The organism is Pantoea sp. A4 (genome assembly GCF_000295955.2).
GTDB classification, from domain to species: Bacteria; Pseudomonadota; Gammaproteobacteria; order Enterobacterales; family Enterobacteriaceae; genus Pantoea; species Pantoea multigeneris.
Genome location: NZ_ALXE01000068.1, coordinates 76,161 through 90,362, shown reverse-complemented (window position 1 = coordinate 90,362; position 14,202 = coordinate 76,161). Strand labels below are relative to the sequence as shown.

Below are 14,202 nucleotides of genomic sequence, written 5' to 3'. Positions count from 1 at the left end.
TTTTAAAAAACTGGGGGTGTTGGCGACGAGGTAAATTTATCAATTGACGAAATTGATGGAATTGTTAAATCTGTAATACAATTTAGGTATTGCCGCGACAGGATGGAATCTATGAGTACCGCAGTGCACCTTATCAGCAACAACCTGCCGAGTGTGAAGCAGCTACAGTGCTTTCTTGCGGTGGCCCATGAACTGAATTTTCGCCGGGCTGCTGAACGCCTGCTTATGACACAGCCCCCGCTTACCCGGCAAATTAAATGCCTTGAAGCCACCCTCGGCAAGCAGCTCTTCAGCCGAACGACACATGATGTCAGCCTGACCGAAGCTGGGCGGGCGTTGGTCGTGAAAGCGGAAAGCATTCTTTATGAACTCAATGCATTAAAATCAGGAACCCTGTTGAATGAAGGGAGCCTGCGAATTGGTCTCACCCGCACGCTGAATTTTGAGTTGATATCACCAATTAGCGATAAGCTGATCGAACTTGATGCCGTCAATGACATTGAGACGCCGAATCTGACTTCGTCTCAGCTACTACAGTGCTTATCTAAAAATACCCTTGATCTGGTGCTTACCGGCGAAAAGAGCCTCGACCATGAAGACACCGTGCGGTATCGCTGGGTGTGTCGAGAACCGCTGTTAGTAGCGATGCCTTCTGCCCATCCTGCCAGCCTGAAAGAGAAAGTGGCGCTGGAAGATGTCGCGGATTTACCGCTGTTCTGGTTTTCGCGCAGTGCGAATCCGCTGTTTTACGATAAGTGTGAAAATTACTTCTCCCGGCTGCGCTTTTCACTGAAAAGAGTGAAAGAGCCGGATGACTCGCTGGTCATGCTGAGCCACATCGCCAGGGGAAAAGGATTTGCACTGATGCCGCAGTCAAAATGTAAGTTTAATCAGGAAGGGCTGTGCTACCGCGCATTAACCGATGGCGAAGCGAATACCTTGAATATCGATATCTACTCCGCCACGCGCATTGATGAGCAGCGTCAGCTTATTCTGGAGGCTCAGGAACGGCTATGCAGCGGAGAACCGGACTGAATTCTCCTGCATCACTCAAAGATAAATGCCGCCGTTGTTTTACCGCCTGGCCAGCGTTATGCTGTGGCACAGGGTGATGGCGTTCCACCTTTCCCAACCGCCTGCTGATTCAGCGGCTGATGACGCCTGACATAATCCATAAACCTCACGTTGAGGCGGTGGAGTGTCAGGCACGTCCCGCCTCACGCCACCGCATACGTGTCTTACTTCGGAACTCACTCATGTTGAAGTCTTTACTGGCCGTAATGATTGGCGGCACCGCAGGCTGTACGCTGCGCTGGCTGCTGGCGATGCGTTTTAATGCACTGTTCCCCAATTTGCCGCCTGGCACGCTGATCGTTAACCTGGTTGGCGGATTTATCATTGGCGGTGCACTGGCGTGGTTTCTGCGTAACCCGCAGCTCGATCCCGCGTGGAAGCTGTTAATTACTACTGGCTTCTGCGGTGGGCTGACCACGTTCTCGACCTTCTCGGCAGAAATTATGGTGCTGTTGCAGGGCGGGAAATATCTGTGGGCGATGGCCAGTGTGATGACGCACGTGATCGGTTCGCTGCTGATGACGTTTGCCGGTTTTGCCCTGGTGAATTTACTGGGATAAGCGCAAGGGTGCGTGAGTAGCGCACCCTTTCATGGACTTAATCGCGCAGACACTGGGCGATAAATGTCGCCGCTCGCAGCGCGCCTTCCGGGGAAATGGTGTGTTCGGTCGAGCGTTCATAGGCCAGTTCAACCGGCAGACCGGCTGCCTGCAAACGCTGACAGGCGCTTTCACTCTCTTGCCACGGAATCACGCCATCGGCCTGGCCATGAATCAATAAAGCCGGGGTGTGCTGGCGTGGGGTAAGGGCATCATCGCATGCCAGACGCCCGGAAAACGCGACCACGCCCGCCAATGGATAACGGCCAGTTGCCAGTGCATCCAGCGCCATAATCGAGCCTTGCGAAAAGCCCACCAGAATCACCTTATCCCATGCCTCTGCCATGCCGTACTGCGCCATAATCTGCGTCAGCGTGGCATCAAACGCCTCACGTGCTGCCCGCACACGCTGTGGCCGGTTGTCACTGGTAACGCCCGTCAGGCTAAACCACTGATAGCCGCCAAAGCCGCCTTCAAACTCAAAGGGGGCATTGGGTGCGGCAAACTGCACATCCGGCAGCAAGGTAGCCCAGTGTTGCCCGAGCGGGGCGAGATCGGCCCCATTGCTGCCAACGCCGTGCAGAAAAATCACTAATGCTTTAGGCATGTCTGGTTTCCTGTAATCCATATTCACTCATGTCCGGCCCGACAGGCACGATACCGTTCGGGTTGAGCGCTTTAATCGAGTAGTAGCCCTGCTTGATATGGTCGATATTGACCGTTTCACGCACGCCAGAAACCGCCAGCATACTCTTCAGATAGCGGCTCAGTCGCGGATAGTCATGCAGGCGGCGCAAATTACACTTAAACAGGCCGTGATAGGCCACGTCAAAACGTACCAGCGTGACAAACAGGCGGATATCCGTCTCGGTCAGATGTTCGCCGAACAGGAAGGTGCGGCCATCACTCAACCTTGCCTCCAGATCATCCAGCTCGCTAAACACCTCGGTAAATGCCTGCTGATAACTTTGCTGCGTGGTGGCGAATCCGGTGCGGTAAACGCCATTATTCAGGCGCGGATAGATCCGATCATTGAGTGCATCGATCTCCTGCTGCAATGCGGCGGGATACAGATCATAGCGATCGTCCGCCAGCGTGCCAAAGCCGCTGTTCAGCATACGCAGGATATCCGCTGACTCATTGTTCACGATGGTATTCAGCTTTTTATCCCACAGTACCGGCACCGTGGCGCGTCCGGTAAAATCTGCGGCGGCGCGGGTATACAGCTCATGGAGATAGCGTGCGCCGTTTAGCGTATCGCGATTCGCACCAGGATAATCACCAAAGCCCCAGCCTTGCTCACCCAACTGGGGCTCCACGACGGAAACGCTGATGACCGACTGCAGCCCTTTCAGGTTACGGGCGATCAGCGTGCGCGAGGCCCACGGGCAGATTAACGCTACGTACAGATGGTAGCGATTGGGCTCTGCGGCAAATTCAGTGCTGCCGTCGTGACTTATCCAGTGACGAAAACTGGAGGTCTGGCGGACGAAGCCACCCTGTTTATCTGTTGCCTGTACCGGGTGCCACTCTGCACTCCACTGACCGTTTACCAACATCACTTTAGCTCCTGTGTCTTTACTGCACACAGCTTAGCCTGCTGCCATAGCGGTGATAATCCGGGCAAAAAGGGAATAATTCCTTCCATAATGGAAGGAATGGCGTTAGTGAGCCGTGCTGGCAAAGTGGTGGGCGAGGAAATCAATCAACAGGCGGGTTTTGTGTGCCAGATGACGTGCCGAAGGATAGAGAGCGAACAGACCCAGCGGCGGTTCAGCCCAGGATTCTAGTATCAGCGTGATGTCGCCACGATGCAGGGCACTGGCGGCGATAAAGTCAGGCAACCGCGCGATGCCAAGGCCCGCAACAGCCGCCTGTAAGCAGGCTTCCGTATTGGAGAAGCGCAGTCGGCCTCGCACTGGCACATTCACCACTTCACCGCTACAGGAGACAAACGGCCAGTGCCACGGGTCACGAAAATTGGTATCCGTAATGCACTGATGATGCTCAAGCTGGTTCCAGTGCTGCGGCGTGCCAAACTGTTGCAGATAGTGGGGGGCGGCAGCCACACAGATGTGGATGTCGCTGAGTCGTCGAGCCACCAGGCTGCTGTCGCTCAGATTGCCAATGCGAATCGCCAGATCAAAGCCCTCATCCACAACGTTCGCGGGGCGATCGGAAAAGCTGACATCCAGCTCTATACGCGGATAGCGCCGGGCAAATTCCACCAGCACTGGGGAGAGCACCACGCTGCCAAAGGTGCCTGGCACGCTGATTTTCAGGCGTCCTACCGGGGATTGCGCGGTATCTCGCACTGAGGTATCCAGTGCATCGAAGGCCTCCAGCAAGGTTTTCACCCGCTCATAATAGGCCAGTCCCACTTCTGTGGGAGAAAGGGCGCGCGTGCTGCGTTTGAACAGTTGCACCCCGAGCTGCTGCTCAAGGCGGGAAACCAGTTTTGACGCCTGGCCGCTGCTGGTGCCCAGGCGTGTGGCGGCGGCGGCGAAACTGCCGAGTTCCAGCACCGCAACAAACATGCGATCGCAGTCGAGCCGATCCATCTATCCACCCCTCAGGCTAAAAAAACCGAGTATACGGTCAGGTTGCATTCAGTGCCACCGGGCTTCCCCCGCACCGCAAAACCTGTTTGACTGACAGCCAGTCCAGATTGAAGGAACCCCTGATGCCACTTCGCGCCTTGCACACTCTGACCGATATTGCGCCGGAAAACTGGGATCGGCTGCTGCCAGACGACCAGCCGTTTCTGCGCCATGCTTTTTTACTGTCGCTGGAAGAGAGCCACAGCGTGCGTCCGGAATCGGGCTGGCGCAGTGAACATCTGGTGTGGCAAGAGGCAGGGCAAATTACCGCCGCCATTCCCGGTTACCGTAAACACAACTCATCGGGCGAGTACGTCTTTGACCACGGCTGGGCAGATGCCTGCCAGCGCGCAGGCATTCGCTATTATCCCAAATGGCTTGGGGCGATCCCGTTCAGTCCGGTGGGTGGCGCACGACTGCTGGGAGATGCGATGGCTGCGCGGCAACTGCTTGCCGACCTGCCCGATTATCTGGCACAGCAGGGCTTGAGCGGTGCACATATCAATTTCACCGATGCCCCGGCAGACGCACTGTTAAGTGAGCAGCCACACTGGCTGGAACGGCTCGGCTGTCAGTATCACTGGCTCAATCACGGCTACGGGGATTTTCAGGATTTTCTCGCCACGCTGATGTCGCGTAAGCGCAAGCAGATGCGGAAAGAGCGTGAGCAGGTGGCAGAGAGTGGCTTCACCTTTGGCTGGTATCAGGGCGATGAGCTAACGGAAACGCAGTGGGATTTTATCTATACCTGTTATGCCAACACCTACGCGGTGCGCGGCCAGCGCCCCTATCTGACCCGGCATTTCTTTAGCCTGCTGGCGGCCAGAATGCCGGAGCAAATTCGGGTGGTGATCGCCTCACTGGGCGAACAGCCGGTGGCGATGGCCTTCTACCTGGTCGACAGCCACACCTTATATGGCCGCTACTGGGGATGCCTGGCGGAGTTTAACCACCTGCATTTTGAGACCTGTTTCTATCAGGGCATGGAGTATGCGATTGCGCATGGCCTGCAACGTTTTGATGCCGGCGCGCAGGGCGAGCATAAGCTGGTGCGCGGCTTTGAGCCGCAACTGACCCGTTCCTGGCATCAGTTGCAGCATCCGGGCCTGCGTGAAGCGGTGGCGCAGTTTCTTAACGAAGAACGGGCAGGGGTGCGGGCCTGGGCCGTTGAGGCACGCGAGTCCCTGCCATTTCGGCGCGGTGATTAATCAACGCCGACAAAACCTCCGGTCTGATGTTGCCACAGGCGGGCATACAGGCCGTTTTTCGCCAGCAGTTCGTGGTGGCTACCGATTTCAACAATCTGGCCCTTCTCTAACACAATCAGGCGATCCATTTTGGCGATGGTCGACAGGCGGTGAGCGATGGCAATCACCGTTTTGCCCTCCATCAACCCTTCCAGGCTCTCCTGAATCGCGGCCTCCACTTCAGAATCCAGCGCTGACGTGGCTTCATCCATAATCAGGATTGGAGCATCTTTCAGCAGCACCCGTGCAATGGCAATACGCTGGCGCTGCCCACCCGAGAGTTTTACACCGCGTTCGCCAACGTGTGCATCCAGCCCGGTTCGGCCCTGTGGGTCGGACAGCAGAGGAATAAACTCATCGGCGCGCGCGCGGTGAATTGCCTGTGCCAGCTCTTGCTCGGTCGCATCGGGGCGGCCATACAGCAGGTTATCGCGGATTGAACGGTGCAGCAGCGAGGTATCCTGCGTAATCATGCCAATCTGCCCGCGCAGGCTCTGCTGGCTGACTTGCGCGATATCCTGATCGTCGATCAAAATCTGGCCGCCGTTCAGGTCATACAGGCGCAGCAGGAGATTCACCAGCGTGGATTTACCCGCGCCAGAAGGGCCAATCAGGCCAATTTTCTCCCCAGGCTGAATCTGCAAATTGAGGTGATTAATCACCTGACGGCTACCGTTGTAGTCGAAACGGACATCGGCAAAGCGGATCTCACCGCGCGTAACCCGCAGCGTTTTGGCCTGCGGTACATCCTGTACGCTCAGCGGCTGAGCGATGGTGGTCAGGCCATCCTGCACGGTACCGATATTTTCGAAAATACCGTTCACCACCCACATCACCCAACCCGACATGTTGACCAGGCGAATCGCCAGACCGGTGGCCAGCGCAATCGCCCCTACGCTTATCAGCGACTGGCTCCACAGCCACAGTGCCAGGCCAGAGGTTGCCACCACCAGAATGCCGTTGAGGGTCGAGAGGGTGACATCCATACGGGTCACCATGCGGCCCGCCTGCTGTGTGGTGTCCGTTTGCTCCTGAATCGCCGCTCTGGCGTGCTGTTTTTCCAGATCGTTATGGGCAAACAGTTTCAGCGTGGTGATATTGGTGTAACCATCGACGATGGTGCCCATCAGCTTCGAACGTGCTTCGGAAGAGATCACCGAACGCGCTTTTACGCGCGGCACAAAGTAGCGCAGTGCGGCAATGTAAGTGAAGATCCACAGCAGCAGCGGAATCATCAGCCGCCAGTCGGCTTCGGCGAACAGAAACAGCGCCGTCAGGGCATAAATCAACACATGCCAGATGGCATCCACCAGCTGTACGGCGGAATCACGCAGGGAGTTACCGGTCTGCATAATGCGCTGGGCGATGCGCCCGGCGAAGTCATTCTGGAAAAAGTTAAGGCTCTGACGCAGCACGTAGTTGTGGTTCTGCCAGCGGATCATACTGGTCATGCCGGGGTTAATGGTCTGATGCACCAGCACATCGTGCAGCGCGATAAAAATGGGCCGCAGGATCATGGCGACAAACCCCATCCACAGCAGGACCGGCCAGTTATCGCGGAACAGCGTGGCAGGGGTAGAGTGGTTAACCAGGTCGATAATCCGGCTGAGGTAGCTAAACAGCGCGACCTCAATCAGCGCACCCACCAGCCCCACCACTAGTAAGATAGCGAAGCTTGGCCACACCTGGCGCAGGTAGTAGAGATAAAATGCGCCGACTTTGGTCGGCGGCGCATCGGTGGGTGCATCCTGGAAGATATTGATAAAACGTTCAAAACGGCGATACAACATAGTCACTTTTTCTCCGTCCGGTGAAGAGAACAGCTTAGCAAATACTCGCCGGGTTTCTGACGTAACCTTGTGTCGATGCGTGTGATCGGCGCGCTTGAACGTAGATTTCCTACTTCGCTCGTTCTACATAGCTTTGCATATTTTCTTTGGTCACCAGCTCAAACGGGATCCAGCGGTGAGTATCGCGTTTTTCGCCTTTCACCAGCAGCCGCGCCTCTTCGACCGCCGCTTTACCCTGACCGACCGCATCCTGGAACACCGTGACGGCAATAGCACCGTTTGCCAGCGCTTTCAGGCCATCGGGCGTGGCATCAATGCCGCCGACCAGAATCGGATCTTTGACTTTGCTCTGGCGAATAGCCATGGCGGCACCGATCGCCATTTCGTCATTGTTGGCCGCAACGATATTGATGCTTTCGCCGTTGGTGAGCCATTTCAGCATCAGGTTCATCCCTTCGTCACGGGCATAGTTAGCGGTCTCTTTCAGGACCACTTTCATGTTCGGGTATTTTTTCACCACGTCTTCAACGTCTTTGGTGCGCTGTTTCGCACCGGAATCTGACAGGTTACCAATCATGATCGCGACGTTGCCTTTGTAGCCCGCCATTTTTGCCAGCGCTTCCATCTGCAACGTACCGGATTCGCGCTCGTCAGACCCGACAAACACCACGCCCGCAGGCAAGGTTTTATCGCCCGGTGCACGGTTCACATACACCAGCGGAATTTTGGCCTGCTGCGCCATTTTAGTCAGCACGGGGGTGCTGGCTGAGTCGACCGGATCGACAATAATCGCGTCGACGCCGTTATTGATAAAATTTTGCACCTGATCGGTCTGTTTACCGGAATCGCCGTTGGCATCTTCGAACTGTGCCTCAACGCCCTGTGCTTTAGCCTCTTTCTCCATCGATTGACGGATGATGGTCAAAAAGTTCTGGTTGAAGTAGGCCATTGACACGCCAATTTTCTCTGCCAGCGCCGGAGCAGACATTCCCAGCAGGCACAGCAATACTAATGCAGATCTCTTCATCGCAAGCTCCCCGGTACTGATGTTTGGAATTTAATTTCCATTTTGATTTTAAATGGATCATTGAAACCATTTAGAGCGTACGGGGCAGCTAAAAATTGCACAACGGCGAGATAGCGGCTTTGCTAACAAGCTCACAACCTGTTTGCTTATCTGCATGAAATCGCTTTGCTTATCTGCGCTGGCGCACAGTTTTCTCCCGGCCAAGACTTTTCTTGCTACTGAAATAAATTCACACAACATCCGGTATACTGCGGAAAATGTCTGATGAGGTGTGGGAAGTTATGGAACGTTTTACCGAGAACCTGATGTATGCATCACGCTGGCTGCTGGCCCCGGTCTATCTTGGCCTCTCTTTGGGCCTGCTGGCGCTGACCATCAAGTTTTTCCAGGAGTTGTATCATCTGCTGCCGGAGATTTTCAGCGTCAGCGAAAATGACCTGATCCTGCTGCTGCTGTCGCTGGTCGATATGACGCTGGTAGGCGGACTGTTGGTGATGGTGATGCTCTCTGGCTACGAGAACTTTGTTTCGAAGCTGGATATCGATGAACACAAAGAGAAGCTCAGCTGGCTGGGCAAAATGGACTCCGGCTCACTGAAAAATAAAGTGGCGGCTTCCATCGTGGCCATCTCCTCTATTCACCTGCTGCGGGTGTTCATGGAAGCACGCAGCGTCGAGAACGACAAACTGATGTGGTATGTGATTATCCACCTGACGTTTGTCCTGTCGGCGTTTGTCATGGGCTACCTTGACCGCATGTCTCGCTACGATAAAAGCCACTGATTAGCGCTGGCTGGCCGGACGCGCGCCAGCTAACTGCGGCATCTCTTCACGCACCATCGCGAAGAAGTGCCGCAGCCGCGCCGGATAGTAGCTGGCCCAGGGATAGGTCAGCCACACGGGCAGCGGGGGAGCCTGCCATTCGGGCACCAGCTGCACCAGAGCACCCTGCGCAATATCTTCCTGCACCACCCAGGCGGGCATCACCGCCGCACCCATTCCCGCCAGTGCTGCCCGACGCACGGCATACAGGCTATCGCTGCTGAGACGTGGAGCGATGGCGATATTCAGCGTTTCCCCGTCAGTTTGCCGCTGCAAGGCGATCTCTTTGGTGTAAAAACTGGTCAGTGCCAGCCACGGCAGGTCGGAGATGTGCTGGATGTTATTCATGGATGGATAGCGCGCCAGTAAAGCGGGTGCGGCGACCACAATGCGCGGGACTTCGGCCAGCAAAATGGTGACCAGCGAGGTATCCGTTGGCGTACCGACCTGAATCGCACAGTCGATATTTTCTGCGATAAAATCCGGGGTGCGATCGTTCAGCATCCACTCCACATTCAGGCGTGGATAGCGCTCCATCCATGACAGCAGCGGCGCAATCATCTGGTCCTGACCAAAAGCATGCGGCGCCCTGACGCGCAGTGTGCCAATCGGGTCGTCACTGGCACCGGTCAGTTCATCTTCCAGCGCGTGCCAGGTGGCTAGCAGCTGCCGGGCCTGCGCATAGCAGCGCTCACCATCATCGGTCAGCTTTAGCGCGTGGGTGGTACGCAGGATGAGCTTCAGGCCAAGGCGCTGTTCCAGCGTCTGCAGGCGGCGACTAATGGTCGGCTGCGTGGTTTCCAACTGTGCCGCAGCCGCAGACAGGCTGCCGCTCTCTACGATGCGGATAAAGGTCTGCATCAGTTCGATGCGATCAGAGGTGGCTGTGGTTTTGCTCATACGTTTCACGTATATCCGTTTTGCTTTTTATCACTCTACCACGTATAGCTCGAACAGGGTTTAATAGCCGCATTGACCCCCTGGAGATAACAACCATGTCCGCGATTAACAGCATATCTGCTGCATCGACAGAAAAATTACCTGGCCCGCTGGTGTTCACCCTGGCCGCTGGCGCGGGTGTCTCCGTCGCCTCTATTTATTACAGCCAGCCGATGCTGGATATCATCAGCAAGCAGTTCCACGCCAGCATTGGTGGCGTCGGTATGATACCGATGCTGACCCAGGCAGGTTATGCACTCGGGATTCTGTTACTTGCCCCGCTGGGCGATCGCCACGATCGCCGTCAGATCATCCTGATCAAAGGCTTGCTGCTGGTTGCCGCCTTGCTGCTGTGTGGTTTCTCTGGCGGTCTGAATGCGATGTTAATTGCCAGCTTTGTGACCGGGCTGACCGCCACGGTAGCACAGGATATCGTGCCCGCTTCTGCTGCCCTCGCACCGGAGCGTAGCCGGGGCAAAACGGTAGGAACCGTCATGACCGGGCTGCTGGTGGGTATCTTGCTTTCCCGCGTAGTCAGCGGTTTCATGGCCGAATATTTTGGCTGGCGCAGCATGTACTACCTTGCAGCAGCGATGGTGCTGATGATCAGTATTGCGCTGTGGCGTGCGCTGCCACGCTTCCAACCGGGCACTAATGTCAGCTATCCGCGCTTGCTGCTCTCTCTGGCTCACCTGTGGCAGCACCACCAGACGCTGCGCCGTGCGGCACTGGCGCAAGGCTTGCTCTCCGTAGCGTTCAGCGCCTTCTGGTCAACGCTGGCGCTGATGCTAAGCGAACGCTTCCATCTGGATAGCGCCGTAGCAGGGGCATTTGGTCTGGCAGGTGCAGCGGGTGCACTGGCTGCACCGCTGGCAGGTAGCTTTGCTGACCGTATTGGCCCAGCACGAGTGACGCAGGTTGGCGCGGGCCTGGTGACGGTGTCGTTTGGACTGATGTTCCTGCTGCCGCTGTTGCCACTGCCCGCGCAGCTGGGGCTGATTATCCTCAGCACCATCGGCTTTGACCTCGGTGTTCAGACCTCGCTGGTTGCTCACCAGAGCCTGGTGTACAGCCTTGCACCGGAAGCACGCAGCCGCCTGAATGCACTGCTGTTCACGGTGGTCTTTATTGGTATGGCGGCAGGTGCGGCGCTGGGCAGCGCAGCGTTGGCCCACTTCGGCTGGACTGGCGTAGTGACGCTGGCCACGGTAGCGGGTGCGGCAAGTTTGATTGTCCGCCTGTGCAGCAGCCACCTGAAAAACTGATCGCCGATAGAAACGCAATCCTGTGCCAGGCTTAAACATCATCTTCAGCGATTGTGGGAATATGATGGACTTTCTGGCCTGGACTGCAGCAACTGGCGCTTTACTGCTCTTAATGTCACTGGCTTCAGGGTGGATTCACCGTGGACCAGTGACGTCATTTGGACTCTATCTGCTGGCCGGTATCCTCTGTGGCCCGTGGATGCTTGACCTGCTGCACCTCGATATTATCTCCCATGCCACTCTGGCACTGCACATCACCGAAATCACGATGGCGGCCTCGTTATTTATCACGGGCCTTAAGCTACGCCTGCCGCTGCGCGCGCACAGTTGGCGCATAGGGTTGAGGTTAGCCTTCCCTGCGATGCTGCTAACGGTAGCCGGGATGGCGCTGTTGATGCATTGGCTAACCGGATTCTCCTGGCCGTTGTGTCTGGCGTTTGGCGCGATTGTCGCCCCGACCGATCCGGTGTTAGCCAGCCTGATTTCCGTGAATGATGCTCGCGATGACGATGCGCTGCGCGTTGCCCTCTCCAGCGAAGCAGGCATGAACGACGGCTCTGCGCTACCGCTGCTCATGCTGGCAGTATTGCTGCTCAATTATGACAATACCAACCTGGCTGCGGTGGGCAGTTGGTTTGGCGTCGATGTCCTTTGGGCGATTGGCGGCGGCCTCCTCCTGGGCTATGCCTTAGGCCGGTTGATTGGCCTGTTAGCCACGCATCTGCGCAGCGCACATGAGGATACTGCGCCGAATGATTTTCTCGCCCTGGCGCTGATCGCCCTGAGCTATGCGATTGCACAGTCGCTGGATGCTTCCGGTTTCCTCGCCACTTTCGCCGCTGGCGTCGGGTTACGACGGGCTGAGTTGCAGGTGGTGCGGCGTTATCCGCCGCAAGATCTGCCTGAAGAGCAGCGAGTGATGCCTGCGGAAACGTTGGTGAATCCCAACCAGCGTTTAGAACACGGCGGCAGCGGCATGGTGAAATCCGTGGGTCTGGTGGTCGGCGATGCTCTGTCGTTTGGTGACACCATTGAACGCCTGCTGGCTGCCGCGATGATGGTGGTGCTTGGCGTGACGCTGGCGCAGCACTGGAACGTCACCGGCATTCTGTTGGGTCTGTTGTTATTTGCCATCGTGCGCCCGCTGGCGGTGTGGCTAACGACCCTGGGGTGCGGCATTCCTCTGGACCAACGGCTGTTGATTGGGTGGTTGGGGATTCGCGGCATTGGCAGTATCAACTACATTGCCTGGGCGTGGGTGCACGGCATGGTGGGAAACCAGGCGCAGGTGGTAATCGATATGGCCCTGACGTTGGTAGTTTGCAGCATTGTGGTGCATGGTGTGACGGTTACGCCACTCCTTAACTGGCGTGCTGCACGCCAACGCAATCAGATTTAAAATAGGCTCCGTACATTTCTGCACAACAGGAGAACAAAATGAAATTTAGCGTAGTGATCGTGTCGGGTATGCTGCTTTCAGCAGGGGCTTGGGCAGCTGACGACGGCGAAGAGAGCGTATACGCCAGCCAGCTGTGTCACATTGTGCACAGCGAAAAAACCACGCAAACCGCAGAGAGCTATGTGGCGAAAATCAAAAGTGGAATTGCAGGCAGTCAGTCATCTTCAGCACTGCAACAACCTGTTTTTGATGAAGAAAAAGCCAGCGAAGTTGCGGCTGCCTGGTTACAGCTGGATGACGCAGAGCGCAGTAAGCTGCGCGTCAACGAACAGCAATGTACCCAGTCGGTTATGACACAGTTTCAGCAGGAAGATTAACGCCACGCAGGCTGAGTAAAATTTCTGCAAACTGTCACATAAATACGCTGGATTTCGCCTGACAATTGCGCACATAATCTGCGCCGTCTGGCACAGGACCTGCATGACAATAAGACCCAGCCATTAAAAGGCTGGCATGACCTTTTGATTGATAAATGCAGGTTCTATGATTACGCGTCGTCACTTTTTACTCGGCTCTGGAGTCGTGCTGTTTTCGATGACAGCGGGCAAGCTATTTGCCCGGGATGACATTATTCCCCTCTGGCCAGATGATCCGCCCGGAGGGGGAGGCCCGTCTGGTCCGATCAAAATCAGCCGTAACGGCTCGTGGACCAATATCGTCAGCCCCTCAATTCAACGTTTCCGACCTGAGCACCCGAATGGTGAAGCCGTATTGATCGCCGCAGGCGGTGGCTACCGTCAAATTGGCATGGGGCGTGAAGCCTGGCCGGTGGCAAGCTGGCTCAATGCCAATGGCTATACCGCCTATGTGCTGAGCTACCGTTTACCTCATGAGCAGTGGCAAGCGGGGCACCTGGCTCCGCTCCAGGACGCCCAACGCGCGATTCGGCTGGTGCGCTCTTTTGAGCGAAAAGTTCATGTGCTGGGGTTTTCTGCAGGTGGGCATTTGCTGGGAATGGCCGCTGGTCGCCCGGATTTTTCCTCTTATCCACGCCAGGATGCACTCGATGATATTACGCCGACGGTGGACAGCGCCGGTTTAATTTACCCGGTGATTACTCTCGAGGCACCGTATCAGCACACTTCAACCCACCTGATCCTGGTGGGTAAAGACGCGACGGCCAGTGATGAAGCCCGTTGGTCCGTGCAAAATTATGTCACTGGCCACTATCCGCCGACCTTTCTCGCACAGGCTGAAGATGACCATACCTCTAACCCCTATAACACTGAACTCATGCGTGATGTCTGCCGCCGTAATCACGTGCCGGTTGAGCTGATTCAAATTAGCCAGGGTGGGCATGGGTTTGGACTGGGTAAAGCGGGGACGCCAGCGGCACTGTGGGATCAGGCCTATGTGCGCTGGCTGGATAATCTGGGTTAGC

General features: G+C 56.2%; 14 protein-coding genes and 1 riboswitch. Of the genes, 8 read left to right on the top strand and 6 right to left on the bottom strand.

From position 1 onward, the window contains the following. The first annotated feature begins 111 nt into the window (after nucleotides 1–111). Entirely contained in the window at nucleotides 112–1,035 is a 924-nt protein-coding gene (locus B880_RS0123430) for a LysR family transcriptional regulator (protein WP_017349895.1), read from the top strand. A 63-nt stretch (nucleotides 1,036–1,098) separates the two neighbouring features. Beyond that, a riboswitch (Fluoride riboswitch) is annotated at nucleotides 1,099–1,171 on the top strand. Between the two features lie 85 nt (nucleotides 1,172–1,256). Further along, nucleotides 1,257–1,634: a fluoride efflux transporter CrcB gene (gene crcB, locus B880_RS0123425; RefSeq protein WP_017349894.1), complete on the top strand. Its 378-nt coding sequence runs from the start codon at nucleotides 1,257–1,259 to the stop codon at nucleotides 1,632–1,634. 37 nt (nucleotides 1,635–1,671) lie between these two features. On the opposite strand, the gene B880_RS0123420 is transcribed toward crcB, so the two are convergent. The 3 genes from B880_RS0123420 to B880_RS0123410 all read right to left on the bottom strand — a co-directional run bounded on the left by B880_RS0123420 (nucleotide 1,672) and on the right by B880_RS0123410 (nucleotide 4,234). Next, nucleotides 1,672–2,280, bottom strand: a complete 609-nt coding sequence (locus B880_RS0123420) for an alpha/beta hydrolase (protein WP_017349893.1) — start codon at nucleotides 2,278–2,280, stop codon at nucleotides 1,672–1,674. Continuing rightward, nucleotides 2,273–3,232, bottom strand: coding sequence for a glutathione S-transferase family protein (locus B880_RS0123415; RefSeq protein ID WP_017349892.1), 960 nt, complete (start codon nucleotides 3,230–3,232; stop codon nucleotides 2,273–2,275). The genes B880_RS0123420 and B880_RS0123415 overlap by 8 nt, the downstream gene beginning before the upstream one ends. Nucleotides 3,233–3,337: 105 nt before the next feature. After that, nucleotides 3,338–4,234 carry a LysR family transcriptional regulator gene (locus tag B880_RS0123410; RefSeq protein WP_017349891.1) on the bottom strand — a complete coding sequence of 299 codons (897 nt, stop codon included), beginning with the start codon at nucleotides 4,232–4,234 and terminating at the stop codon, nucleotides 3,338–3,340. Between the two features lie 122 nt (nucleotides 4,235–4,356). On the opposite strand from B880_RS0123410, the gene B880_RS0123405 reads away from it, so the two are divergent. Further along, the gene (locus B880_RS0123405; protein ID WP_017349890.1) at nucleotides 4,357–5,481 is read left to right on the top strand and encodes a GNAT family N-acetyltransferase; all 1,125 of its coding nucleotides are present in this window, start codon (nucleotides 4,357–4,359) and stop codon (nucleotides 5,479–5,481) included. Here the strand turns inward: B880_RS0123405 and B880_RS0123400 are convergent. Both B880_RS0123400 and B880_RS0123395 read right to left on the bottom strand, forming a co-directional pair. Next, a complete protein-coding gene (locus tag B880_RS0123400) occupies nucleotides 5,478–7,310 on the bottom strand; it encodes an ABC transporter ATP-binding protein (RefSeq protein ID WP_017349889.1) in 1,833 nt (610 codons plus the stop codon). The genes B880_RS0123405 and B880_RS0123400 overlap by 4 nt on opposite strands. 109 nt (nucleotides 7,311–7,419) lie before the next feature. Then, a complete protein-coding gene (locus B880_RS0123395; protein WP_026042867.1) occupies nucleotides 7,420–8,337 on the bottom strand; it encodes a sugar ABC transporter substrate-binding protein in 918 nt (305 codons plus the stop codon). 281 nt (nucleotides 8,338–8,618) lie between these two features. Between B880_RS0123395 and B880_RS0123390 the strand changes: the two genes are divergently transcribed. Beyond that, nucleotides 8,619–9,119 (top strand): TIGR00645 family protein, encoded by a 501-nt coding sequence (locus tag B880_RS0123390; RefSeq protein WP_026042866.1) that lies wholly within the window; start codon nucleotides 8,619–8,621, stop codon nucleotides 9,117–9,119. On the opposite strand, the gene B880_RS0123385 is transcribed toward B880_RS0123390, so the two are convergent. Further along, a complete protein-coding gene (locus tag B880_RS0123385; protein WP_017349886.1) occupies nucleotides 9,120–10,058 on the bottom strand; it encodes a LysR family transcriptional regulator in 939 nt (312 codons plus the stop codon). A gap of 95 nt (nucleotides 10,059–10,153) precedes the next feature. On the opposite strand from B880_RS0123385, the gene B880_RS0123380 reads away from it, so the two are divergent. The 4 genes from B880_RS0123380 to B880_RS0123365 all read left to right on the top strand — a co-directional run bounded on the left by B880_RS0123380 (nucleotide 10,154) and on the right by B880_RS0123365 (nucleotide 14,201). Continuing rightward, nucleotides 10,154–11,362, top strand: a complete 1,209-nt coding sequence (locus tag B880_RS0123380) for an MFS transporter (RefSeq protein WP_017349885.1) — start codon at nucleotides 10,154–10,156, stop codon at nucleotides 11,360–11,362. A gap of 64 nt (nucleotides 11,363–11,426) precedes the next feature. Continuing rightward, on the top strand, nucleotides 11,427–12,761 hold the full coding sequence (locus B880_RS0123375) for a cation:proton antiporter (RefSeq protein ID WP_017349884.1): 1,335 nt from the start codon (nucleotides 11,427–11,429) through the stop codon (nucleotides 12,759–12,761). Between the two features lie 38 nt (nucleotides 12,762–12,799). Beyond that, entirely contained in the window at nucleotides 12,800–13,138 is a 339-nt protein-coding gene (locus tag B880_RS0123370) for a hypothetical protein (RefSeq protein ID WP_017349883.1), read from the top strand. Between the two features lie 166 nt (nucleotides 13,139–13,304). After that, on the top strand, nucleotides 13,305–14,201 hold the full coding sequence (locus B880_RS0123365) for an alpha/beta hydrolase (RefSeq protein ID WP_017349882.1): 897 nt from the start codon (nucleotides 13,305–13,307) through the stop codon (nucleotides 14,199–14,201). Nucleotide 14,202: the final 1 nt, after the last annotated feature.